The organism is Thermohalobaculum xanthum, assembly GCF_016623495.1.
GTDB lineage: Bacteria > Pseudomonadota > Alphaproteobacteria > Rhodobacterales > Rhodobacteraceae > Thermohalobaculum > Thermohalobaculum xanthum.
This window is the reverse complement of sequence record NZ_JAEHHL010000010.1, coordinates 68748-90036: the sequence shown is the minus strand read 5'-3', so window position 1 is coordinate 90036 and position 21289 is coordinate 68748. Positions and strand designations below refer to the sequence as shown.

The 21289-nt window shown below is 67.5% G+C and carries 24 protein-coding genes; 12 read left to right on the top strand and 12 right to left on the bottom strand.

Annotated elements, in window-relative coordinates; translation table 11 throughout:
* Nucleotide 1: 1 nt before the first annotated feature.
* Nucleotides 2-997 carry a calcium/sodium antiporter gene (locus tag H0I76_RS16335; RefSeq protein WP_234455384.1) on the bottom strand — a complete coding sequence of 332 codons (996 nt, stop codon included), beginning with the start codon at nt 995-997 and terminating at the stop codon, nt 2-4.
* 438 nt (nt 998-1435) lie between these two features.
* Here H0I76_RS16335 and H0I76_RS16330 point away from each other — a divergent pair, with 438 nt between their 5' ends.
* The 3 genes from H0I76_RS16330 to H0I76_RS16320 all read left to right on the top strand — a co-directional run bounded on the left by H0I76_RS16330 (nt 1436) and on the right by H0I76_RS16320 (nt 3369).
* Complete coding sequence (locus H0I76_RS16330) at nt 1436-1645, top strand: YdcH family protein (RefSeq protein ID WP_200612220.1); 210 nt, start codon at nt 1436-1438, stop codon at nt 1643-1645.
* A 133-nt stretch (nt 1646-1778) separates the two neighbouring features.
* Nucleotides 1779-2240: a 5-(carboxyamino)imidazole ribonucleotide mutase gene (gene purE, locus H0I76_RS16325; RefSeq protein WP_200612517.1), complete on the top strand. Its 462-nt coding sequence runs from the start codon at nt 1779-1781 to the stop codon at nt 2238-2240.
* 34 nt (nt 2241-2274) lie between these two features.
* Nucleotides 2275-3369, top strand: coding sequence for a 5-(carboxyamino)imidazole ribonucleotide synthase (locus H0I76_RS16320; protein WP_200612514.1), 1095 nt, complete (start codon nt 2275-2277; stop codon nt 3367-3369).
* Nucleotides 3370-3385: 16 nt separating this feature from the next.
* Here the strand turns inward: H0I76_RS16320 and H0I76_RS16315 are convergent, their stop codons facing one another.
* Nucleotides 3386-4081: a COQ9 family protein gene (locus H0I76_RS16315; RefSeq protein WP_200612217.1), complete on the bottom strand. Its 696-nt coding sequence runs from the start codon at nt 4079-4081 to the stop codon at nt 3386-3388.
* Between the two features lie 103 nt (nt 4082-4184).
* Between H0I76_RS16315 and rpsU the strand changes: the two genes are divergently transcribed.
* Together rpsU and H0I76_RS16305 are read left to right on the top strand one after the other, a co-directional pair.
* Nucleotides 4185-4391, top strand: a complete 207-nt coding sequence (gene rpsU / locus H0I76_RS16310; RefSeq protein ID WP_200612211.1) for a 30S ribosomal protein S21 — start codon at nt 4185-4187, stop codon at nt 4389-4391.
* 105 nt (nt 4392-4496) lie between these two features.
* Complete coding sequence (locus tag H0I76_RS16305; RefSeq protein ID WP_200612208.1) at nt 4497-5264, top strand: metallophosphoesterase family protein; 768 nt, start codon at nt 4497-4499, stop codon at nt 5262-5264.
* A 97-nt stretch (nt 5265-5361) separates the two neighbouring features.
* Here H0I76_RS16305 and H0I76_RS16300 read toward each other — a convergent pair whose 3' ends face one another.
* The 3 genes from H0I76_RS16300 to H0I76_RS16290 all read right to left on the bottom strand — a co-directional run bounded on the left by H0I76_RS16300 (nt 5362) and on the right by H0I76_RS16290 (nt 8388).
* A complete protein-coding gene (locus H0I76_RS16300; protein WP_200612205.1) occupies nt 5362-5496 on the bottom strand; it encodes an aa3-type cytochrome c oxidase subunit IV in 135 nt (44 codons plus the stop codon).
* Nucleotides 5497-5608: 112 nt separating this feature from the next.
* Nucleotides 5609-6664, bottom strand: a complete 1056-nt coding sequence (locus H0I76_RS16295; protein ID WP_200612202.1) for an MBL fold metallo-hydrolase — start codon at nt 6662-6664, stop codon at nt 5609-5611.
* A complete protein-coding gene (locus H0I76_RS16290; RefSeq protein WP_200612193.1) occupies nt 6661-8388 on the bottom strand; it encodes an acyl-CoA dehydrogenase in 1728 nt (575 codons plus the stop codon). Before H0I76_RS16290 ends, H0I76_RS16295 begins: the two co-directional genes overlap by 4 nt.
* A gap of 137 nt (nt 8389-8525) precedes the next feature.
* Here H0I76_RS16290 and H0I76_RS16285 point away from each other — a divergent pair, with 137 nt between their 5' ends.
* The 3 genes from H0I76_RS16285 to H0I76_RS16275 all read left to right on the top strand — a co-directional run bounded on the left by H0I76_RS16285 (nt 8526) and on the right by H0I76_RS16275 (nt 11413).
* Complete coding sequence (locus H0I76_RS16285) at nt 8526-9488, top strand: L-threonylcarbamoyladenylate synthase (protein WP_200612511.1); 963 nt, start codon at nt 8526-8528, stop codon at nt 9486-9488.
* Between the two features lie 40 nt (nt 9489-9528).
* A complete protein-coding gene (locus H0I76_RS16280; RefSeq protein ID WP_200612191.1) occupies nt 9529-10974 on the top strand; it encodes an FAD-binding oxidoreductase in 1446 nt (481 codons plus the stop codon).
* Between the two features lie 61 nt (nt 10975-11035).
* A complete protein-coding gene (locus H0I76_RS16275; RefSeq protein ID WP_200612188.1) occupies nt 11036-11413 on the top strand; it encodes a nuclear transport factor 2 family protein in 378 nt (125 codons plus the stop codon).
* A 2-nt stretch (nt 11414-11415) separates the two neighbouring features.
* Here the strand turns inward: H0I76_RS16275 and H0I76_RS16270 are convergent, their stop codons facing one another.
* The 3 genes from H0I76_RS16270 to H0I76_RS16260 are packed head-to-tail and all read right to left on the bottom strand — an operon-like array spanning nt 11416 to nt 13315.
* Nucleotides 11416-12249: a carbon-nitrogen hydrolase family protein gene (locus H0I76_RS16270; RefSeq protein WP_234455397.1), complete on the bottom strand. Its 834-nt coding sequence runs from the start codon at nt 12247-12249 to the stop codon at nt 11416-11418.
* A gap of 2 nt (nt 12250-12251) precedes the next feature.
* Complete coding sequence (grxC, locus tag H0I76_RS16265; RefSeq protein WP_200612185.1) at nt 12252-12509, bottom strand: glutaredoxin 3; 258 nt, start codon at nt 12507-12509, stop codon at nt 12252-12254.
* The gene (locus tag H0I76_RS16260) at nt 12506-13315 is read right to left on the bottom strand and encodes a ComF family protein (protein WP_200612171.1); all 810 of its coding nucleotides are present in this window, start codon (nt 13313-13315) and stop codon (nt 12506-12508) included. The genes grxC and H0I76_RS16260 overlap by 4 nt, the downstream gene beginning before the upstream one ends.
* Before the next feature lie 52 nt (nt 13316-13367).
* Here H0I76_RS16260 and H0I76_RS16255 point away from each other — a divergent pair, with 52 nt between their 5' ends.
* The 4 genes from H0I76_RS16255 to H0I76_RS16240 all read left to right on the top strand — a co-directional run bounded on the left by H0I76_RS16255 (nt 13368) and on the right by H0I76_RS16240 (nt 16983).
* Entirely contained in the window at nt 13368-14282 is a 915-nt protein-coding gene (locus H0I76_RS16255; protein ID WP_200612169.1) for a class I SAM-dependent methyltransferase, read from the top strand.
* A gap of 133 nt (nt 14283-14415) precedes the next feature.
* A complete protein-coding gene (gene hemH, locus H0I76_RS16250) occupies nt 14416-15492 on the top strand; it encodes a ferrochelatase (protein ID WP_200612167.1) in 1077 nt (358 codons plus the stop codon).
* Nucleotides 15493-15691: 199 nt separating this feature from the next.
* Nucleotides 15692-16540, top strand: a complete 849-nt coding sequence (gene panC / locus H0I76_RS16245; RefSeq protein WP_200612165.1) for a pantoate--beta-alanine ligase — start codon at nt 15692-15694, stop codon at nt 16538-16540.
* On the top strand, nt 16537-16983 hold the full coding sequence (locus tag H0I76_RS16240) for a methyltransferase family protein (protein ID WP_200612162.1): 447 nt from the start codon (nt 16537-16539) through the stop codon (nt 16981-16983). Before panC ends, H0I76_RS16240 begins: the two co-directional genes overlap by 4 nt.
* A 10-nt stretch (nt 16984-16993) precedes the next feature.
* Here the strand turns inward: H0I76_RS16240 and H0I76_RS16235 are convergent, their stop codons facing one another.
* The 4 genes from H0I76_RS16235 to H0I76_RS16220 all read right to left on the bottom strand — a co-directional run bounded on the left by H0I76_RS16235 (nt 16994) and on the right by H0I76_RS16220 (nt 21169).
* Nucleotides 16994-17851 (bottom strand): alpha/beta hydrolase family esterase, encoded by an 858-nt coding sequence (locus H0I76_RS16235; RefSeq protein ID WP_200612159.1) that lies wholly within the window; start codon nt 17849-17851, stop codon nt 16994-16996.
* A 175-nt stretch (nt 17852-18026) separates the two neighbouring features.
* Complete coding sequence (locus H0I76_RS16230; protein WP_200612156.1) at nt 18027-19406, bottom strand: TRAP transporter large permease; 1380 nt, start codon at nt 19404-19406, stop codon at nt 18027-18029.
* A gap of 3 nt (nt 19407-19409) precedes the next feature.
* The gene (locus H0I76_RS16225) at nt 19410-20042 is read right to left on the bottom strand and encodes a TRAP transporter small permease (RefSeq protein WP_200612153.1); all 633 of its coding nucleotides are present in this window, start codon (nt 20040-20042) and stop codon (nt 19410-19412) included.
* Between the two features lie 122 nt (nt 20043-20164).
* Nucleotides 20165-21169: a TRAP transporter substrate-binding protein gene (locus tag H0I76_RS16220; RefSeq protein WP_200612150.1), complete on the bottom strand. Its 1005-nt coding sequence runs from the start codon at nt 21167-21169 to the stop codon at nt 20165-20167.
* Nucleotides 21170-21289 lie beyond the last annotated feature (120 nt).

The following is a 21289-nucleotide window of genomic DNA, read 5'->3' as shown; positions in this document are numbered from 1 at the left end:
CTCAGCCAACCACCGCGAAGACCAAGAAGGCCCCGTAAAGCAGCAGGAAGATACTTCCCGCGACCCTGCAGATGCGCCGGCATGTCAGCACGAATGGTGCCAGTGTCAGCGCCGCCGCAACCATGATCCAGTTGTCGCGCCACAAGATCTCGTGGGGGACCTCCATCGGCCCGACCAGTGCCGCGGCGCCGATGATGAAAGTCACGTTAAAGATGTTCGAGCCCACGACGTTCCCGATGGCGACGTCGGCTTGAGCGCGAATCGCCGCCATCAGGGTGGTCGCCAGTTCCGGCAGCGAGGTGCCCAGCGCGACGAGGGTCAGGCCGATCACGGTCTCCGAGACGCCGAACTCGCTTGCGATCCCGCGCGCGCCGTCGATCAGGAGCTGCGCGCCCAGTGGCAGGCCGATCAGCGATGCGGTGATCAGGCCGAGGATCTTCCACGAGGGCATGTCCGGGTCGACGTCTTCGAGTTCGGCGATCTCCTCGGATGCCTCGCCATTGATCGCGCGCATCTCCATTGAATGGCGGATCGAGTCGGCGACCATGAGCGCGGTCACGCCGATCAGCACCAGGCCACCCCACCACCAGATTGTCCCGGGCAGCAGCAGGACCGTGAAGATCGCGGTCGACAGCAGCATGAACCAGAGATTGCGGTGTGCATCCTTCCCGCAGCCGGCAATCGGCGTGATCAGCGCCGGCAGCCCGAGCACGAGCCAGACATTCGCGATGTTCGAGCCCACCACGTTGCCGAGCGCGATCCCTGGCGAGCCCTCGATCGCGGCCTGGACCGAGATCAGCAACTCGGGCGCCGAGGTTCCGAATGCGACGACAGTGGCTCCCACGATCACTGCCGGAACGCCGAGCCGAAGGCTCAAAGCCACAGCGCCCCGAACCAATGCGTCGCCGGCGGCCAGAAGCAGCACGAGCCCGGCGATGATCAGCAGGAAATCCATGCGGTTAAAGGTTCCCTTGTCGCGAACCGGGCGCCGGCTCATGCCGGTCGGTGTCCGCGATATAGCACGGCAAAGCCCATTCGGAAGGGGGTTGCGAAGTCACCGGTGGGATGTTGAGCGCAAGCCACACTCGCATGGGTCGTGCTTGCCCCGGTAGACCCCGCATCGCGGGCATCGGATGAGGTCCTCGACGCGCGTCGGCGGCGTCGGGCCGGGACGTTGCGCGCGGGCCCGCATCAGCCATGGCACCACGATGAGCACGACCACCACAATCCCAGCCGTGAACAGGACCTTGGTCAGCATCGCGGCTCCCTTGATCGCTTCGTGCCCGGGCGCAGCGCCCGTTCGTGACTTAAAGGCGCGCCAGGTATCCGGCAAGACGCTACCCGGTGCGGCCCGGCGCGCGAAAGGCTTTCCGAGCACGAAGGGGTTTGTGTATAAAGGGGCCTCGCATCATGCCATCGGGTGCAGCGACTCCGAATGGATCTCGTGGATCAGGAAGAGAATCTTCGCGCCCGGCTCGACGAGCTGCGGCAGGAGCATCGGGACTTGGACGATGCGATCACGGCGCTCGCGCAGACGCCGAGCCCGGATCAGCTTGCGCTTCGGAGGCTGAAGAAACGCAAGCTGAGCCTCAAAGACCAGATCACCCGTATCGAAGACGCCCTCTACCCCGATATCATCGCCTGAGTCAGGCCCTGGCGCGTCGTCCACTGCACCGAAGCGCGTCACGCGTCAGCTTGCCTGAGAACAAGAAGGAATCGCCCGCGTGAGCGACAGCCCCGCCGAGCCACGAACGGCCGCCCCGCGCATAGGGATCGTCATGGGAAGCCAGTCTGACTGGCCGACCATGCAGGCTGCCGCCGCCGTCCTTGATGCCCTTGCCGTTCCGCACGAAGTGAAGATCGTCTCGGCCCACCGCACGCCCGATCGGTTGTTTGCCTACGCCGAGGCGGCGCGCGAGCGGGGGCTGGCTGCAATCATAGCGGGGGCGGGCGGGGCCGCGCATCTGCCGGGCATGCTTGCCGCGAAGACGCCTGTTCCGGTGCTGGGCGTCCCGGTGCAGTCGAAGGCGCTATCGGGACTCGACAGCCTGCTCTCGATCGTCCAGATGCCGAAGGGAATTCCCGTCGCCACCTTCGCGATCGGTGCGGCGGGCGCCGCGAACGCGGCGCTCTTTGCCTGCGCGCAACTCGCGGCCGGGGATCCTGCGCTAGCCGAGCGTCTCGATCGCTGGCGCCGGACGCAGACCGAAGCGGTTGCCGAGGAGCCAGAAATTGACTGAGAGCACGCATGCCACGGTCGAGCCGCGCCATCCGATCCGCGAGCGCAAGCCCAAGGCTTCGACGCCGCTCAAGCCGGGGTCGACGATCGGTATTCTCGGGGGCGGCCAGCTTGGCCGCATGCTGGCGATTGCCGCTGCACGGCTCGGGTTCCGCGTTCATGTCTTCGAGCCGAGTGCCTCGCCGCCTGCCGGGGACGTTGCCGCGGACGTGACCTGCGCCGCTTATGACGACACCGCCGCCCTGCGCCAGTTCGCATCGGGATGCGACGTGGTGACATGCGAGTTCGAGAACGTCCCCGCCAAGGCCGCCGAGACGCTCGCGCTCTCGACGGTGATGCGACCGAGCCCGGGGGCGCTCGAGATCGCGCAGGACCGGGTTACCGAAAAGCGATTTCTCCACAATCTCGGGGTCGCGACCGCGCCATGGGCCGAGGTCGACAGCAAGGCCGATCTTCTTGGCGCGCTCGGCCGTACCGGGGCCCCGGCTATTCTGAAGACGCGGCGTCTGGGCTATGACGGCAAGGGACAGGCACGCGTCTCGGGACCGGCGGATGTCGACGCGGCCTGGCACAGGATTGGCGGCCAGCCCGCGATCATGGAGGGCTTCGTTCCCTTTACTGCCGAGCTTTCCGTCATCGCCGCGCGCGGCGTTTCGGGCGAGGTGGTCTGCTTCGATCCCGGGAGCAACGTCCATCGCGACGGCATCCTGCATCAGACCACGGTGCCATCTGGCCTGCCCAAGGGCGCGCTTCAGGATGCGGTGCTCGTCGCGGGACGCATTCTCAACGCGCTCGATTATGTCGGTGTGATGGGCGTCGAGATGTTCTACTTGGCCGGCAAGCCCGTGATCGTCAACGAGATCGCGCCGCGCGTTCACAATTCAGGTCACTGGACCATCGAGGCTTGTGTCGTCGACCAGTTCGAGCAGCACATCCGTGCCGTCGCCGGCTGGCCGCTTGGCGACGGGCAACGGCATTCGGATGCGGTCATGACCAATCTCATCGGTGACGAGATCGACGACTGGCCGCGCCTTGCTGCTGAAGGCGGGGGCCTGCACATCTACGGCAAGGCCGAAACACGTCCGGGTCGAAAGATGGGCCACGTCACGCGCATCGGCCCGCGGCGCTGAGGGCGTCAGCGGTCCCTCACGCCCCGCCGCGGCTGGCGTTTCGCGGCGCGCGGATCATCCCCAGGAGCTGCCCCGGCAGCCAGAAGGCGGCGCGTGCCACCGGATTGGCTTGCGCCTGCGCCTTGAACTTTTCGAAGCGCATCACATCCTCGATGCGCCGGTCAAGGAAGCCCCATGTGTTCTGGGCGCCCGTGCTCTCGTCGCCGAGCCAGTAGAGAACGGTGGCCGAGTAGACCGAGGCAAGGATCGCGCGCTTCGAGTACCAGTTGTAATCCGTCGAGGTGTCGCCGCAGAGCCGCCAGACAAGATCGGCGGTGCCCCAGATCGCCGCCGCGCTGTCGCCGGCATGATGGGGCAGGGCGAGCAGGGTGGCGCCCCGGCGCACCGCGTCGCGATGATCGGCGACGATCTCGATGCGGCGCCGGACCGCGAAGGTGATCCGCTCGCGCACCTTCATGCTCGCGAGGTCGACCTGCGCGAGTTCGTCGGCAAGTCGGCGATCCATCAGCTCGTGGAAGCCCAGCGCCATGTCGACGCCGCCGCGCGGGAAGGCAAGCGCCGCGAGCCCCCGGTCAACCCCCGAATCGGCGATGGCGCATTCAAGGGTCCGGTGCGACCATCCGTCGAAGGCGACATGCGGCAAAGCCGCGAGTAACAGTTGCTCGCGCGCCGCGGCAATATGGTCGCTCTCGGTTTTCGGCGCGATTTCCATGGTTTGCTCCCTCGTGCCGCGTGTGGTGACGGTGGACAGGCACCCCGCACACGAGTATATAGGCCCCCTCGACGCAAATCGAACTAGAAAGGTGGTGACCTAGGTGCAGGTACTGGTTCGCGACAACAACGTCGATCAGGCGCTTCGTGCGCTGAAGAAGAAGATGCAGCGTGAAGGCGTTTTCCGCGAGATGAAGCTTCGGCAGCACTACGAAAAGCCGTCGGAGAAGCGCGCTCGTGAAAAGGCCGAAGCCATCCGCCGCGCGCGCAAGCTCGCGCGGAAGAAGGCGCAGCGTGAGGGTCTTCTCTGAAGCGTGACGGGCTCGCTGGTCAACGGACCGGAATGACGCCTAGTCATTGATCCCCCGTCCGGGCAACCGGCGGGGGTTTCGCTTTTTGGGAGCGTGGGAAGGCCGATGGTGATGCTTGGCGCGGCGCGCCCGCCCGAGGGTATGCGGATCTACGCGGTCGGCGACGTCCACGGCTGCACTGCACAGTTGCGGGAAGTCCATGGGATGATCGGCGATCATCTCGAGGCCGCGCCGGTTGCCGACTGGCGCATCGTCCATGTCGGTGATTACGTCGATCGTGGGCCGGACAGCCGGGGAACCATCGAAACCCTCGCCGCACTTGCCAGCGATCCCAGAATTGTCTGCCTGCGCGGGAATCACGATCAGTACCTCATGGATTTCCTCGACGACCCGGATGCGGGGTCCTTCGATGCATGGCTTTTCAACGGTGGCGAGACGACGCTGCGCGATTACGGCGCGGAACCGGGCGAGGCCGTGCTGGTCGGCCCGCGTCGCCGGCGGGAGCTTCATTCGATGCTGGGTGCGGCGATGCCAGCGGCGCATCGCGCTTTTCTCGAAGGGCTCAGGATCGGCGTGCGGCTGGGCGACTACTTCTTCGCCCATGCGGGTGTGCGTCCGGGCACGCCGATCGAGGCCCAGAACGAACGCGACCTGACCTGGATCCGCGAGCCGTTCCTGTCGTCATCCGACGATTTCGGCGCGGTCGTGGTCCATGGGCATACGCCATCGGACGAGATCGTCGTGCGTCGCAACCGGATCGGCATCGACACTGGTGCGGTGTTCGGCGGGCGCCTGAGCTGCCTCGTCCTCGAGGGCACTCGTTGGGGAGTGCTCGGCAAATCCGGCGTCGAAGCATTGCCGGCGCCCATATGACGCGCTTCCAATAGCCCTTGAAACGCGCTTTCTGGGCGCGCCGGGATATTCTTGCGTCATTTCCCGGTTGAGGGATCGACGATCCGCGCGGATCGCGTCAGGTGCCGACGAAGGCGAGCAGGATCAGGATCAGGGCGGATCCCACCGCAACGATGGCGCAGGCCTTCAGGAAGCCCTCGAAAGTGCGCTCGTGGGCACTGATATCCATGCTGCCGTGCTCGTGGCTGGCCATCGGTTCGACCTCTCGGTGATGTCTCGTCTTGCCGCGCACTATACCCGGGCGGCGGCTAAGCGCAATTCCCCGGAAGCGCTGTTGGCCGATCCTGAACGAGCTTTCGGCCCACTCAGGCGGGTCGGTAGCGCCACGCACCGTCCTCGTCGGCGTAGCGTGACACCCGCCCGGCATGGAGCAGGTGATTGACATGCGCGACGGCCTCGACCAGGGCGAGGCCGAATTCACGCTCGCGGATCTCGCGCTTGAAAATTTCCGGGAAAAGCTCCGTGGCGGTGCAAGCGCGACGCTCGAGGGCCGCGAGAATTCGGGCAAGCGCATGCTCGTGGTTGTCGATCAGCTGCCGCAGGCGGAACGCAGCGCCCATGAAGGGCAGGCCGTGGCCGGGCAGGACCAACGGATCCGCCACCTCCGCAAGCGCCAGAAACCGGCGGCAGGACTCGAGCCATCCGGCCAGTGGGTCCGCGTCAGGCTCGGTCGGATGGACGCCGATATTGGGCGAGATGCCCGGAAGGATCTGGTCGCCGGCAAGGACGAGGCCGTCCTCGGACCACAGCGTGGCATGCTGGGGCGCATGTCCCTCGCCGATATGGACCCGCCATGCGCGGCCCGCGGCCTCGATCACGCTCTCGCCCGTCAGGCGCCGGTAGCCGAGAGGCAGGGGCGCGACGCAATCGGCGAAGTTGAACGGGCGCTCGGCCGCGTACGCCTCGAGCGCGGCTCCGGTCACTCCCGCCCGGCGGCGAAAGGCGATCTGCGCGGCCGTGGGGCGTTCCTGGCGATCGAGCGTCAGCATCCGGCCGGTCAGCCATGCGACGCGGGTGGCGAGGATCTCGGCGCCCTCCTCGGCCAGCGGACCCGCAAGGCCGACATGATCGGGATGGTGATGGGTGAGAATGACACGCGCAACGCGCCTGCCTCCCAGCGGTCCCGACCTCAGCGCGGCCATCGCGGCACGCCCCCGGGACCAGTCGAGCCCCGTATCGACCAGTGTCCAGCCGTCTGCGTCATCGAGCGCGTAGACGTTCACGTGGTCGAGCGCCATCGGCAGCGGCAGCCGCGCCCACAGGATGCCCGGCGCGATCTCGGTGATCTCGCCGGCGGCGGGCGGATCGGGCCAGGGATGGCGTATCCCGCCAGCGCGCGCGGCGGCTGCGGGCGCCGTCATCCCGCGAGCCGTTCGGCTGGAATGGCGTAGAGATCGGCCGAGCCGGCGGCCGCGGCCGTCGCCAGCCCCGGGACCTCGGGCAACATGCGCGTTGCGGCGAAGCGCGCCAGGGCCACTCTCTCGGCGTCGCCGGAGACCAGCGCCCCGCGGATCAGGTAATGCCCGCCAAGGGCGAGCGCCCACATCCGAAGATAATCCGATGCGCCGGCGTTGCGCTCGGTCATGTCGCTCTGTGCGACCATCCATTTGGTTGCCGCCTCGGCCGCGGCGAGGGCCGAGCCTAGGGCCTCCGCCAACGCTTCGTGGCCGGCATCGCGCGCGGCAGCTTCCGTCTCACGCAGCTCGGCGATCAGGTCGAGCGCCGTTTCGCCGCCGTCGAGCGACAGCTTTCGACCGACCAGATCCATCGCCTGGATGCCGTTGGTTCCCTCGTAGATCGCGGTGACACGAACGTCGCGGCTGAACTGCGCGGCCCCCGTCTCCTCGATGTAGCCCATGCCACCATGGACCTGGACACCAAGGCCCGAGACCTCGATCCCGGTGTCGGTTCCGAACGCCTTCGCGATCGGCGTCAGGAATGCGCCGCGCGCGGTGTGCGCGGCGCACGCATCGCCATTCTCGGCCGCTTTCGCCATGTCGAGCGAGAACGCGCAGTCATACGCGATCGCGCGTGCCATCGCCGTCTGCACCCGCATGCGCATCAGCATGCGCCGGACGTCCGCGTGCCCCGCAATCGTTGCACTGCCGTCGGGCGTGCGCCCCTGGCGGCGTTCCTGGGCCCAGGCCGCGGCTTTCTGAAGGGCCGCCTCGGCGACGGCGATGCCCTCGACGCCGACGCCGAGCCGTGCGTTGTTCATCATCGTGAACATCGCGGCCATCCCGCCGTTCTCGGGGCCGATCATCCAGCCGGTCGCCTCGTCGTATTGCATCACGCAGGTGGGCGAGCCGTGCAGCCCCATCTTGTGCTCGAGCCCGATCGGCTTCACCGCGTTTGCGACGCCGGGCGCGCCGCCGTCGTCGGGGATGAACTTGGGCACGATGAAGAGCGAGATCCCCTTCGTCCCCGCAGGGGCGCCCGGCAGGCGCGCGAGCACGAGGTGGCAGATGTTCTCGGCGATGTCGTGATCGCCCCACGAGATGTAGATCTTCTGCCCCGAGATTGCGTAGCTGCCGTCGCCGCGCGGCTCGGCGCGGGTGGTAAGAGCGCCGACATCGGAGCCGGCCTGCGGCTCGGTCAGGTTCATCGTCCCCGTCCATTCACCGCTTGCGAGGCGCGGGATGTAGAGCGCCTTGATCCAGTCCTCGGCGTGATGTTCGAGCGCCTCGATCTGTCCCTGTGTCATGAGCGGATTGAGAGAGAGCGCAAGGCAGGCCGACGCCATCATCTCGTTGACCATCACCGTCAGCGACTGCGGCAGCGCCATCCCTCCAAGCTCGGCCGGCGCAGACATGCCGACCCAGCCGCCCTCGGCGATCTGGCGATAGGCGGCGCCGAAGCCGGGGGTGCAGCGCACGACACCGTTCTCGAGCCGCGCCGGTGTCAGGTCACCGGCACGGTTCAACGGCGCGAGCACACCTTCGCACAGCTTCGCGGCCTCCTCGAGGATGGCCGCCCGCGTCTCGGCCGTGGCTTCGGCGAACCTGTCGGTCAGCGCGAGGCGCGATTGCCCGACGACCTGCTCGGCGCAGAAGATCATCTCGGTGACCGGCGCAACGTAGCTCATCGCGTGTCTCTCCCGCCCCGTCTTTCGCCCCGTCGGGCTTGAGCTTGCCTGAGCCCTCCGCCTCGGGGTAAGGCGGGATGGCTTCAAAAGGAAGTCGCGCCGCGCAGCTTCCAGTCAACCCCGGAACCCGCGTCATCATGCCCGAGACCGAGCGACTCGCTTCCGACGATGCCGGGATCGCCCGTGCCGCCGCGCTGTTGGCGGAGGGGCGGCTTGTCGCCTTTCCGACCGAGACGGTCTACGGCCTCGGTGCCGATGCGCGCAACGGTCTTGCGGTCGCGCATGTCTTCGAGGCGAAGGGCAGGCCGCGCTTCAATCCGCTGATCGTGCACGTGCCCGGTCTCGATGAAGCCCGCCGGATCGCCGCAGTCCGGGGTGCGCTCGAGCGGCTCGCAGACGCGTTCTGGCCCGGGCCGCTGACCCTTGTCGCGCCGGTGACGCCGGAGGCAGGGCTCAGCGATCTCGTGACCGCGGGGCTCGCGACGGTGGCGATCCGGGTGCCGGCCCATCCGGTCGCCCGGCGGTTGCTCGCAGCATTCGGCGGGCCGTTGGCGGGGCCGTCCGCGAACCCGTCCGGCAAGGTCAGCCCGACCTCGGCGGACCATGTCCTCGACGGTCTCGGCGGGCGCATCGCCGCGGTCGTCGATGGCGGGGCGTGCCCGGTCGGTGTCGAGTCGACCATCATCGGCCTCGACGGGGATGTGCCGGTCTTGCTGCGTCCCGGCGGTTTGCCGGTCGAGGTCATCGAGGCCTGCCTCGGCCGCAGCCTGGGGCGGGCGGGCGGCGGCATCAGGGCGCCGGGCCAGCTTGCAAGCCATTATGCGCCGGGCATCCGGCTGCGGCTGAACGCGGCCGCCCCGGCTGCGGGCGAGGGCTGGCTGGGTTTCGGCGCCGACCCCGAGGGCATCGACGCTCCCACGCTGAACCTGTCGCCCTCGGGCGACATGGCGGAGGCCGCGGCCAATCTCTTCTCGCATCTGCGGACGCTCGATGGCTTGATGCACGGGCAGGGGACAGTCGCGGTCGCAGCGATCCCGGACCGCGGCCTCGGCCGTGCCATCAATGACCGGCTGAGGCGGGCGGCGGCGCCCCGGCCATGACCAACTCGTGATCAAGGCGCTGACAAGGTAGCTCGAGACGATGGACACTCCGGCGCGATCCCTGCGAGAGCCCTCCCGCGACGATCTCGACGCCCTCGCGGCGCGGCTCGACGCCGGCGACCTGCTGCTTCCGGGCATGGATCGGTTCGACGCGTATTTGCGCGAGCCGCGGGACCGCTGGCAGGGCCAGGCGGCCGCGGTGCTGCGTCCGCGCACCACCGAGGAGGTCGCGGCCGCAGTCAGGATGTGCCACGACCGCAGTATCGGCGTGATCGCAATCTCGGGGGGGACCGGGCTGGTCGGCGGGCAGACGCTCGATCACGGCGCCAAGCCGGTGATCCTGTCCCTGGAGCGGCTGAACCGCGTTCGCGCGGTCCTGCCGGACGATGGGGCGTTGATTGCCGAGGCAGGCGTCACCCTTGCCGAAGTGCAGGCCGCGGCCGAGGCGGCAGGGCGGCTCTTCCCGCTGTCGATGGCGTCCGAGGGTTCGTGCTGCGTCGGTGGCAACCTCGCGACAAACGCGGGCGGCGTGCAGGTGCTGCGCTACGGAAACGCGCGGGACCTGTGCCTCGGTGTCGAGGCCGTGCTGGCGGATGGCAGCATCCATCACGGCCTGAAGGTCCTGCGCAAGGACAATACCGGCTACGATCTGCGCCACCTGCTGATCGGATCGGAGGGGACGCTGGGGATTATCACGGCGGCGGTCCTGAAGCTGTTCCCGGCGCCGGGCGAAACCGTCACCGGCATGCTTGCGGTGCCGTCGCCGGCCGCCGCGGTGAAGCTGCTGCACGCGTTGCGCGATCGGATGGGCGACGGTGTCACCGCCTTCGAACTGATGGCCGGGCAGGGACCAACGTTCATCCGGCGGTTTTATCCCGACTGGCGCGACCCTCTCGACGGCGATCCCGCATGGCGCGTGCTGGTCGAGATCACCGGCCCCGCTGGCGGTGACCTGGCCGGGCGGGCCGAGACGGCGCTCGCGGACCTGTTCGAGGCGGGTCTTGCCACGGATGGTGTCGTTGCCACCTCGGGACAGCAGCGCGAGGCGATGTGGTGGCTGCGCGAGACGATCCCCGAGGCGAACCGGAGGGTCGGAGCGGTCTCGTCGCACGACATCTCGGTGCCGCTGAGCGCGATTCCCCGCTTCATCGACGAGGCGGGAGCCGCGGTTGCGGCGATCGACGCCGATCTGACCATCAACTGCTTTGGGCATGTCGGGGACGGCAACCTGCACTTCAACGTCTTCCCTGCCCCGGGCCGGACGCGCGCGGACCACGACGGGGATCGCCCCGCCATCAAGTCGACGATTCACGAGGTCGCCGACCGCCTCGGGGGCTCGATCTCGGCCGAGCATGGGATCGGAAGGCTGAAGAAAGCCGATCTGGCCCGGTTCGCGGACCCCGTGAAGCTGGCCGCGATGCGCGCGATCAAACAGGCGCTTGACCCGAACGGCATTCTGAACCCCGGTGCGGTGCTCCCCGACTGACGAATTGCCCGGCCGCGCGCCGCGCCTTAACGTCGTCCGCCAAGGGCAGCCGGAGGTCAGCATGAGCGTCAGCGAAACGGATCGCCGACAAATCGAGGCGGTCGTCGCCGATTACGTGGAAGGCATGGTTCTCGCGGACGAGCCCCGATTGCGCCGTGCCTTCCACCCCAAGGCGTGCTCGATCGGCCATTTCGGCGGCGCGCTCGAATGGGAGCAGCTGGACGCGTTCATTGCCGGGGTGAAGGCCGCTTTCGATCCGTCGTCGGGCGTGGCACCGCGGTGGGAGATCCAGGACCTCGAGGTGACGGGCGACACCGCCCTGGTCCGGGTCGAGGACGACTATGTCGGGTACCGGTTCATCGACACCCTGACGCTCCTTCGGCACGACGGCCGCTGGCAGATCGTCGCCAAGGTCTTCTGGGTGGCCGGCGAGGTCTGACGTCAGGGGCCCGTAAAGCTCCGGGCATTGGCCAGCGACGGGATCCTCGAACGTGTCTTCGCGACTTCGTCGAGGTCGAGGGTCACGAAGGTCACTCCCATGCCGTCGCCTGCATCCGCGAGCACCCGGCCCCAGGGATCGACCGCGAGGGAATGCCCCCAGGTCTCGCGGGTTCGCCCTTCGCTGGCGGCGTGGCGACCCCATTGCGCGGGTGCGAGCATGAATGCGCCGGTCTCGATCGCGCGGGCGCGCAGCAAGACCTCCCAGTGGGCGCGGCCCGTCGGCACCGTGAAGGCAGACGGTGCCGTCAGGATCACGGCACCTGCCTGCGCGAGCGCGCGGTAGAGCGCGGGGAACCGCATGTCGTAGCAGATGCTCAGACCCAGCCTGCCCCAGGGCGTGTCCACGGTGACCGCGGCGTCACCCGGGCGGTATCCGGCACTCTCGCGATAGCTCTCGCCCTCGCCGATCTCGACATCGAACATGTGGATCTTGTCATAGCGTGCCGCGATGCTGCCGTCGGGTCGCACCACGAAGCAGCGGTTGACGAAGCGCTCGTCCTGTTCGCCCTTCAATGCCAGCGAGCCGATGACAAGCCAGATGCCGCATTCGGCGGCGACGTCGCGAAGCCGGGCGAGGGTCGCGTCATCGGCCTCCGAGCGAAGCACCGCCTTCTGATGCGCGCGGCTTGCCGAGACCATGTTCGTGACCTCGGGCGTGAGCACCATCTCCGCGCCACCCGCTGCCGCTTCTCGCAACAGCCGCTCGGTCACGACGAGGTTCGCGCCCGGGTCGTCGGAGGCGGTGAGCTGCAACAGGGCGGCGCGCAGTTCCATGGTCACGCCGCAAGCATCGGGTCGAGCCCGCCGCGCTCGTCGAGCGCGAAGAGGTCGTCGCATCCCCCGACATGGGTTTCGCCGATGAAGATCTGCGGGACGGTATTGCGCCCATGTGCGCGCTGGACCATCTCGGAGCGGGTCGTCGCGTCACCCATCACGTTGATCTCGGTGAAGGGCACGCCCTTCTTCTGCAGCAGGCGCTTGGCCATCATGCAGTAGGGGCAGATGGGGGTCGTGTAGATCTCGACAGATTTCATGCCTCGCTCTCCTCGGAAGGGTGTTCTTTGCGTTGCTCGGCGCGCAGATAATCATCACGCGGCGCCCTCACCAGTGCGATCACGAGGGCGTCAATGCTTTTCGCGCCCGCTGCCCGCAGGACCGTCGCGGCCGCAGACAGCGTCGCGCCGGTGGTCATCACGTCATCGACCAGAAGGATGCGCTTGCCGCGGATCAATGGCTCCGCGCCCGGCGCCACCGCAAGGGCGTCGGCGACGTTCTCGGCGCGCTCCGATCGGCTGCGTCCGTCCTGGCTTGCCGTCCGCCGCACCCGGCGCAAGACCTCGGGGGCATAGATCTCGGGTCTTCGGGCCGCGACCAGGGCCGCACGCGCGAGTTCGGCAGACTGGTTGAAGCGGCGCCGCAGTCGGCGCGTCCAGTGCAGCGGGATGGGAACCACCAGGTCGGCGTCGGCGATCAGTCCCTCGCCAGTCCGGGCCGCCCACTGGCCCAGCATCGGCACGACGTCGAGCCGGTCGCCGTGCTTGAGTGCCAGCACGATGCGCCGGCCGGTCCCTCCGTAGACGAGAACGCCGCGCGCCCGGTCCCATTCAGGCGGATTGCGCAGACATTCGTCGCACCGAAACCCCGGCTCGGTGGCGGGAAGGCCCGTCACCGGTCGGCCGCAGGTATCGCAGACCGCGCCGGCGATGAACTCCGTGTCGCTCCAGCAGCTCTGGCAAAGGCTCTGGGGCTCGGCCGTTTCGGCCCGGCAGCCGGGGCAAAGCGGTGGGAAGAGTGCGCCGCCCATTGCGGTCACCAGACGACCTACCGCGCTTCGCTCCATCTCGAGAAATCCCTCGCACGCCACTCCCGTTGCACCTATATGGCGGGTCGTCATGGCGGAGAATCAAGAGCGTCCTGAGATCTTCGACGAAGCCGGCATGCCGCGCCGCCGCGCGCGGGCGCTGCGGCTCGGGTTTCGCGGGGGCGCCGACTTCCTGATCCGCGAGGTGGCTCAGCTGGTCATCGAGCGCCTGGCCGAGGTGAAGCGGGATTTTCGGGACGCTGCCGTCGTGGATGGCGGCGCTGGCGTCATCCCCGGGGCGCTGGTCGGGGCCGGGGTCGGGCATGTCGCGCTCGCCGAGCCATTTCCCGCAGCGGTCCCACAACCGAATGTCGAGGCGCGGCCATGGTCGTCGGTCCTCGCCTTCGAGCCCGGCGCGCATGATCTGGCCGTTTCGGCGATGGTGATGCATGGCCTGAACGATCCGGTCGGCCATCTCGTCCAGCTGCGGCATGCGCTGCGTCCCGATGGTCTGATGATCGCGGCGCTCTTCGGCGGACAAAGCCTTGCCGAGCTGCGCGCGTCCCTGGCCGAGGCCGAAGCCGAGCTCACCGGGACGCTGGCTGCCCGCGTGGCGCCGATGGGCGAAATCAGGGATCTCGGCGCGCTCATCCAGCGGGCCGGATTCGCGATGCCAGTCGCCGACACGGAGCGCTTCACCGTCACGTACGAGACGCCGCTTCACCTGATGCGCGAGCTTCGGGCAATGGGCGAAAGCGGCATTCTTCGGGACCGCCGCCCGCTTCGGCGGGACGTCCTGGCCCGCGCCTGCCAGCTCTATGCGCAGCATTTCCCGACGCCGGACGGACGCGTGCAGGCGACCTTCGAGATCGTTTTCCTGACCGGTTGGGCGCCTGGTCCCGGCCAGCCGAAGGCCAAGCGGCCGGGGTCGGCCGCGGTGCGGCTTGCCGACGCGCTCGGCACGACCGAGCACAAGGCGGGAGAGAAGGCACCCGGGTCGGGGTGATGTTCGACACATCAGGGTCGAATAGGTCGCAGCCGACGGGTTTGACCTTTGCCCGCGAAGGGATACCTCTCGGCGCAGCGGTGCGGTAAGCCATGGTTGGTGCGCCGGGGCGAGGTGACGGACGGAGAACGTGATGCTCGACAGTACGACGGCAACGCAGGTGATCGCGGGCACCGGACGGCTGGCCCACGCCGGGCCAGACCACCCGCCCGTTCCGCCGTCGCGGGTCGGTATCCTGCTCGCCAATCTCGGGACGCCTGACGGGACCGACTACTGGTCGATGCGGCGGTATCTCAACGAGTTCCTATCCGACCGCCGGGTCATCGAGTGGTCGCCGCTGATCTGGCAGCCGATCCTGCAGGGGATCGTCCTGACCAAGCGGCCGTTCTCGTCGGGCGAGGCCTACAGGGGCATCTGGAACACCGAGCTGGACGAGAGCCCGCTGCTTACGATCACGCGCAGCCAGACGGAGAAACTGCGCCGCCGGATGGAAGCCGAGTTCGGTGCGGGCGTCGTGGTCGATTTCTGCATGCGCTACGGCAACCCGTCCACGGACAGCGTGATCAGGCGCATGGCGAAGCAGGGCTGCGAGCGGATCCTCTTCTTCCCGCTCTACCCGCACTACGCCGCGGCCACGACGGGCACGGCCAATGACCATGCCTTCAGGACGCTGATGAAGCTGCGCTGGCAGCCGGCATTTCGCACCGTGCCGAGCTATCATGACGACCCGAAGTTCATCGAGGCGCTCGCGCTCTCGGTCGAGAAGGCCTATGCCGCGATGGAGCAGCGCCCGACCGCGCTCGTCACCTCGTATCACGGGCTTCCGCGCAGCTATTTCCTGAAGGGCGATCCCTATCACTGCTTCTGCCAGAAGACGTCGCGCCTTCTCGGAGAGCGGCTGGGATGGGAGAAGGGCGAGATACACACCACCTTCCAGTCGCGCTTCGGGCCCGAGGAGTGGCTGACGCCCTACACCGTCGAATACGTCGCCGAACTCGCGCGCCAGGGGCACAAGCATATTGCCATCATGGCGCCCGGCTTCTCGTCCGACTGCGTCGAGACACTCGAGGAAATCAACGAAGAGATCCGCGAGAGCTTCGAGGAAGCCGGCGGCGAGCGTTTCGACTACATCCCGTGCCTCAACGATGACGAGGCGCATATCGACATGATCGAGAGCATCGTCCGGCGCGAGGCACAAGGCTGGCTCTAGCGTGACCGTGCCGTCACTTCGGGACGCGTCCCGCGCCGGAACACCCCCCTGACCAGGCGCATTCCGGTCCGCCGGACGAGGCGCACGCACCTGCGGGCACGCCGAGGTCGTACTGGCCGCTGTGCAAACCTCAGCTCCAGCTTCCACCCGGGCTCAAATCGCGCTAGCACGACGCAGGTGGCGGAAATCGAGGCGGGCCATGGACATCGTCCGAAGCGTTGCAGACCTGCGTGCCCGCGTTCGCGGCTGGCACGCGCGGGGCGAGAGGGTGGCGCTCACCCCGACCATGGGCGCCCTGCACGATGGGCATCTCAGCCTCGTCGCGCTTGGCCAGCACAACGCGGATCGGGTGGTTGCGACGATCTTCGTCAACCCGACGCAGTTCGGTGCGAACGAGGACCTCGACGGCTATCCGAGGAATGAAGCACGCGACGCGGACCTGCTGTCCAGGGGAGGGTGCGATCTGCTTTTCGCGCCGGCGGTCGGCGAGATGTATCCGCCCGGCTTCTCGACCAGGGTCATCGTCGACGGGCTCACGGATGTGCTTTGTGGCGCTGTCCGCCCCGGGCATTTCGACGGCGTCGCCCAGGTTGTGACCAAGCTTCTCAACCAGGCGCAGGCCGATGTCGCGATCTTCGGCGAGAAGGACTGGCAGCAGCTTGCCGTCATCCGCCGGCTGACCCGCGACCTCGACATCCCCACCGAGATCCTCGGCGCGCCGATCCTGCGCGAGCCCGATGGCCTCGCGATGTCCTCGCGCAACCGGTATCTCACGGCTGACGAGCGCGCCGTCGCCGGCACGCTCAACCAGGCCCTGCGCGAAGCCGCGCAGCGGATCGTGGCAGGGCAGGACATCCCGTCGGAACTGGCGGCGGCGCGCGCTGCGATCCTCGGTGCGGGCTTTGCCTCGATCGACTATGTCGAGCTGCGCGAAGCCGACACCCTTGCCGAGGTCGTGCGGTTCGATCCGACCGTGCCGACGCGCATCTTCGGCGCGGCGCGGCTGGGTCGGGCGCGGCTGATCGACAACATGCCCGTCGAAGGATGACCTGGCTGCGGCACCTCGATTGGCCGCCGGTCTGGCTCGCGCTCGCCATGGCGATCGCCTCGGCGCTTGGGGCGCTCGGGTCGCCACTGGGCGACTGGTCGCGGTGGCCGGGGTGGCTGGTCATCGCGGCCGGCGTCGCGCTGATGATCTGGGCGGCGCTGGAGTTCCGGCGCGCGCGCACCACGATCGTGCCGCGCGCGGAGCCCGCGGCGCTGGTGGAAGGCGGGCCCTACCGGTTCAGCCGAAATCCCATCTATATCGCGGATCTGGTCATCCTTGCGGGCTGGGTGCTGACAACCGGGCAGCCCCTTGGCCTGCTGCTGCTCTGGCCTCTCGCTCGGGTGTTCGAGCGTCGTTTCATCCTGCCGGAAGAAGCGATGCTGGAATCGCGGCTGGGGGAGGGATATCGAGCCTACCGCGCGCGCACGCGCCGCTGGCTTTGATGCAGCTTGATCACTCGAGCAACTCGAACCATGTCAGGGCTTGATCGATCCAGCCATCGGGCAGGGCGTGGCCGCCGGGGTGAAGCATGAGATCGAGCCTGCCGCCGGGGCAGCTCGTCCAGTGGCGCCACCAGATGCCGCCATCCGCTTCCATCGGAGTAGTGTCGGGCATCCGCGCATCGCATCCGGTCATGTCGCGCATGATTGCGAGGCTCGCGAAGGCGTCGCCCTGAATGAGACGCCCATCGGCGACAGACCTTCCCTCCAGCGGCACGACGCGGTCGGTCCAGCCATGGGTATGGAAGAGGTTGACCGGGCCATTGCAGTCGTCCGGCAGCGGTTCCCAGAACGCGCCAGCCACCGGCGCATAGGCATGCGCGAGCCCCGGCGCCCGGCAGGCCACGTCCCAGACCATCGAGCCGCCGCGCGAAAACCCCGCCAGAAGGACACGGCTGCGGTCGATCCCGCGGGCGGCCGCGTCGTCCAGCACAGAGGCGAGGAACGCGATGTCGTCGCGCGGGTGGTTGCTCAGCATGTCGCGAACCGCCCAGTCACGCTGCTCTCGCCCCGGTTTCGGCACGCCCTCGGGCACGATTAGCGCATAACCGCGTGCGACCGTCGCATCGCTCACTCGATTTGCGCCGCGCATCACCGCGAGCGAGTTGCCGCCCCAGCCGTGCAGGTAGATCACGGCCGGAACCGGGGCGGCCCCGACGCTGTCCGGAAGCCGAAGCCGGTAGATGCCGTTCTCGACCGAGCAGATGCCTTCGGGATTGCCGCATGGCGGAGCCGCGGACTCGTCCGCGCCGGCGAGGAGGTGATTGGTCAGAAGGGCGGTAAGCAGCACGAGCGGAATGAGGCGGCGCATCTTGTCTCCTGTCGCGTCCGGCCTCGGCGCAAGGGCCCTCCACGCCGAATCGGCAGGGAAAGATTAGCGCCGCCCCGCCGCGGCACCAGCCGTTGTCGATGCGATGCCGTTCACGAGATACGGCGCGGCAGGGGAGCTGCCGCGCCGTCCAATTGGTGCCGACATGCGGCAGCCGCTACTTGATCAGGATCTCGGGTCCCATCATCAGCGTCGGCAGCCAGGTCGAGAGCCAAGGCACATAGGTGACGAGGATCAGGAACACGAAGAGGATCGAGAGCCACGGCAGCGCCGCCTTCACGACATCCCAGAGCGGCATGGCCGCCACGCCCGAGGTCACGAAGAGGTTGAGGCCGACCGGGGGCGTGATCATCCCGATTTCCATGTTCACCACCATGATGATCCCGAGATGGATCGGGTCGATGCCCAGCTCGATCGCGATCGGGAACACCAGGGGCGCGACGATCACCAGGAGACCAGAAGGCTCCATGAACTGCCCGCCGATCAGCAGGATGACGTTGACCATCACCAGGAACATCACCGGCCCGAAACCCGCCGAGAGCATGGCTTCTGCGATCTGCTGGGGGATCTGCTCGTCGGTCAGAACGTGCTTGAGGATCAGCGCGTTCGCGATGATGAACATCAGCATGATCGTCAGGCGTCCGCCCTCGAGCAGCGTGTTCTTGGTGTCGCGGTGGAAGAAGCAGGTGACGAGGGCGTAAGGCCTCCGCACCAGCGGCAGCGGATACTCCGAGCCCTCTTCCGCCTTCAGCGGTCCCATGTCGCGATAGACGAAGTTGGCGATGACGAAGGCATAGACCGCGGCAACGGCGGCGGCCTCGGTCGGCGTGAAGATGCCGCCGTAGATCCCGCCCAGGATGATGACGATGAGGAACAGGCCCCAGCCCGCTTCGCGCGCCGAGTCGATGACCTCGCCGAAACCCACCCAGGGCTGGGCCGGAAGGTTGCGCATCCTCGCCACGACATAGATCCCGAGCATCAGCATGAAGCCTGCAAGAAGACCGGGGATGACGCCGCCGAGGAACATGCGCCCGACCGACACGTCGGTCGCCGCCGCATAGACGACCATCACGATCGAAGGCGGGATCAGGATGCCAAGCGTACCCGCGTTACAGATCACGCCCGCGGCGAATTCCTTCGTGTAGCCGACCTGCCGCATGCCCGCGATCACGATCGAGCCGATGGCGACCACGGTGGCGGGCGACGAGCCCGAGAGCGCGGCGAAGAGCATGCAGGCGAAGACCGAGGCGATCGCCAGTCCACCCCTCAGATGCCCGACGCAGGCGATCGCGAAGCGGATGATGCGCCGCGCAACGCCTCCCGTCGACATGAAGGACGAGGCGAGGATGAAGAACGGGATCGCCAGCAGCGTGTAGTGGCCCGCGAAGGCGTTGAACAGCGTGCCTGCGATCGAGGCGAGCGTGCTGTCCGAGTAGAGCGTCAGGAAGATGATCGACGAGAGGCCAAGTGACACCGCGATCGGCACGCCGATCAGCAGGAAGCCAATGACGAGGATGAAAAGGAAGACGACATCCATGGATCAGTCCTCCTTCCTCTGTGCCGCGACTTCCTCGAGCATCTCCTCGACCTCGTGGCTCGCGATCAGCATGGTGCGCCGGCCGGTGATGATGTCCCAGCCCGCCTCGAGCAGCCGGGCAAGGAACAGCGCCATGCCGAATGGCAGGATGAAATAGGGGATGTAGCGCGGCAGGTAGTCGTAGAGCGGCTCGCCCTCGTCGGTCAGGCCGAGCGCGATCTGTATCCAGTCCGGGAAGGGCACGTCATTGACCTCGAGGAACGAGGCCGTGGTCGCGAACTTGTACCAGTAGTCCCATGAGCCCACGAGCAGCAGCACCGCATAGGCCAGTGTCGCGATCAGCGCGAACATGGTGATGACGCGCCGGATCGGTGGGGAGAACACGCTGACCAGCGCGTCGACACCCAGATGTGCCGTGATCTTCACGCAATAGCTGACGCCAAAGAGCACGAGCCAGGCAAAGAGGAAGACGGTCGCCTCGAGGGCCCAGAGAACATTCGCGTTGAAGACGTAGCGCGCGACGACGTTGACGAAGGTAATCACGGTCATCAACCCGAGGAAGACCGCGATCAGCGTCTCCTCGATCTCGTTGATCACGCGTCCGAGCGTGGTTCGAGCCTCGTAGTGGCCGGACATGGACATTCCCCCCGGGGTCGGCCCTTGCGGGTTCTGAGCACAGGGTCTGGATGCCCCGCGCCTGTTGTTCTTTCAGGATAACCCGCGCGGCGCGGACGCCGCGCGGGTCTTCGACTCTCGGATCAGTTCGACGCGTTCGAGGCTTGCGCGGCCGCGATGATGTCGGCGCCGATGTCGCCCTCGAACTTCGCCCAGACGGGCTTCATCGCCTCGACCCAGGCCGCGCGCTGCTCGGGCGTGAGCTGGCGCACGACGCCGCCGGCCGCGATGATCGCCTCCTTGGCCTCCTCGTTGACCTTGCTCGAGTCGCCGTTGCGATCCGCGGTCACCTCGTCGAGGATGGTCTTGAGCTGGGTGCGCACGTCGTCGTCGAGCCCGGCCCACCACTCGGCCGAGGTCACGACCAGGTAGTCGATGATCCCGTGGTTGGTCTCGGTCGAACCGTCCTGCACCTCGAAGAACTTCTGGCCGTAGATGTTCGACCAGGTGTTCTCCTGCCCGTCGACGACGCCGGTCTGAAGCGCGCCGTAGACCTCGGAGAACGCCATCTTCTGCGGATTGGCGCCGAGTGCTTCCATCTGCGCGACCAGCACGTCCGACGGCTGCACGCGGAACTTCAGGCCCTTGGCGTCCTCCGGCAGCAGCAGCGGCTTGTTGGCCGAGAACTGCTTCATGCCATTGTGCCAGTAGGCGAGGCCCTGCAGCCCGCGCTTCTGCATCGAGTCGAGCAGCGCCTGACCGGTCTCGGATGCCTGGAAGCGGTCAACCGCGGCGACGTTCTCGAACAGGAACGGCAGGTCGAAGACGCGGAACTTCTTGGTGAACTTCTCGAATTTCGAGAGCGAGGGCGCGGCGAGCTGAACGTCGCCCAGCAGCATCGCCTCGAGCACCTTGTCATCGTCGTAGAGCGACGAGTTCGGATAAACCTCCATGCAGGCCTTGCCGTTCATCTCGTTGTTGACCCGCTCCTGCAGCAGCGAGGCGGCAATGCCCTTGGGGTGCTTGTCGGTGTTCGTCACATGGCTGAACTTGATGACGATCTCGCCCGAGTCGCAGGCGGCGAAGGCGGCGCCACCGGCCATGAAGCTGATAGCCACGGCGGTCGCGGCGATCTTGCGGAATTGCATCTCTCTCCTCCCAGTCGGGTTTGTCAGCACGCGCCCGGCGGCGCGCTGCCGGGATAGTCTTCAAGATGCGTGCCAGATTGCAAGGGAAAGCGGATAAGGCCGAAAAAGCCCATTTGCTGC

Excerpts from the sequence above, each read along its gene's own strand:
- H0I76_RS16255 (WP_200612169.1), top strand. The coding sequence starts at position 13,368 with ATGGCGGAGAATCAAGAGCGTCCTGAGATCTTCGACGAAGCCGGCATG.
- H0I76_RS16260 (WP_200612171.1), bottom strand. The coding sequence starts at position 13,315 with ATGGAGCGAAGCGCGGTAGGTCGTCTGGTGACCGCAATGGGCGGCGCA.
- H0I76_RS16220 (WP_200612150.1), bottom strand. The coding sequence starts at position 21,169 with ATGCAATTCCGCAAGATCGCCGCGACCGCCGTGGCTATCAGCTTCATG.
- H0I76_RS16315 (WP_200612217.1), bottom strand. The coding sequence starts at position 4,081 with ATGGAAATCGCGCCGAAAACCGAGAGCGACCATATTGCCGCGGCGCGC.
- H0I76_RS16270 (WP_234455397.1), bottom strand. The coding sequence starts at position 12,249 with ATGGAACTGCGCGCCGCCCTGTTGCAGCTCACCGCCTCCGACGACCCG.
- H0I76_RS16330 (WP_200612220.1), top strand. The coding sequence starts at position 1,436 with ATGGATCTCGTGGATCAGGAAGAGAATCTTCGCGCCCGGCTCGACGAG.
- H0I76_RS16335 (WP_234455384.1), bottom strand. The coding sequence starts at position 997 with ATGAGCCGGCGCCCGGTTCGCGACAAGGGAACCTTTAACCGCATGGAT.
- panC (WP_200612165.1), top strand. The coding sequence starts at position 15,692 with ATGGACATCGTCCGAAGCGTTGCAGACCTGCGTGCCCGCGTTCGCGGC.
- H0I76_RS16290 (WP_200612193.1), bottom strand. The coding sequence starts at position 8,388 with ATGAGCTACGTTGCGCCGGTCACCGAGATGATCTTCTGCGCCGAGCAG.
- H0I76_RS16300 (WP_200612205.1), bottom strand. The coding sequence starts at position 5,496 with ATGGCCAGCCACGAGCACGGCAGCATGGATATCAGTGCCCACGAGCGC.
- H0I76_RS16280 (WP_200612191.1), top strand. The coding sequence starts at position 9,529 with ATGGACACTCCGGCGCGATCCCTGCGAGAGCCCTCCCGCGACGATCTC.
- H0I76_RS16240 (WP_200612162.1), top strand. The coding sequence starts at position 16,537 with ATGACCTGGCTGCGGCACCTCGATTGGCCGCCGGTCTGGCTCGCGCTC.
- H0I76_RS16275 (WP_200612188.1), top strand. The coding sequence starts at position 11,036 with ATGAGCGTCAGCGAAACGGATCGCCGACAAATCGAGGCGGTCGTCGCC.
- purE (WP_200612517.1), top strand. The coding sequence starts at position 1,779 with ATGGGAAGCCAGTCTGACTGGCCGACCATGCAGGCTGCCGCCGCCGTC.
- H0I76_RS16225 (WP_200612153.1), bottom strand. The coding sequence starts at position 20,042 with ATGTCCGGCCACTACGAGGCTCGAACCACGCTCGGACGCGTGATCAAC.
- H0I76_RS16235 (WP_200612159.1), bottom strand. The coding sequence starts at position 17,851 with ATGCGCCGCCTCATTCCGCTCGTGCTGCTTACCGCCCTTCTGACCAAT.
- H0I76_RS16285 (WP_200612511.1), top strand. The coding sequence starts at position 8,526 with ATGCCCGAGACCGAGCGACTCGCTTCCGACGATGCCGGGATCGCCCGT.
- H0I76_RS16295 (WP_200612202.1), bottom strand. The coding sequence starts at position 6,664 with ATGACGGCGCCCGCAGCCGCCGCGCGCGCTGGCGGGATACGCCATCCC.
- hemH (WP_200612167.1), top strand. The coding sequence starts at position 14,416 with ATGCTCGACAGTACGACGGCAACGCAGGTGATCGCGGGCACCGGACGG.
- grxC (WP_200612185.1), bottom strand. The coding sequence starts at position 12,509 with ATGAAATCTGTCGAGATCTACACGACCCCCATCTGCCCCTACTGCATG.
- H0I76_RS16230 (WP_200612156.1), bottom strand. The coding sequence starts at position 19,406 with ATGGATGTCGTCTTCCTTTTCATCCTCGTCATTGGCTTCCTGCTGATC.
- H0I76_RS16305 (WP_200612208.1), top strand. The coding sequence starts at position 4,497 with ATGGTGATGCTTGGCGCGGCGCGCCCGCCCGAGGGTATGCGGATCTAC.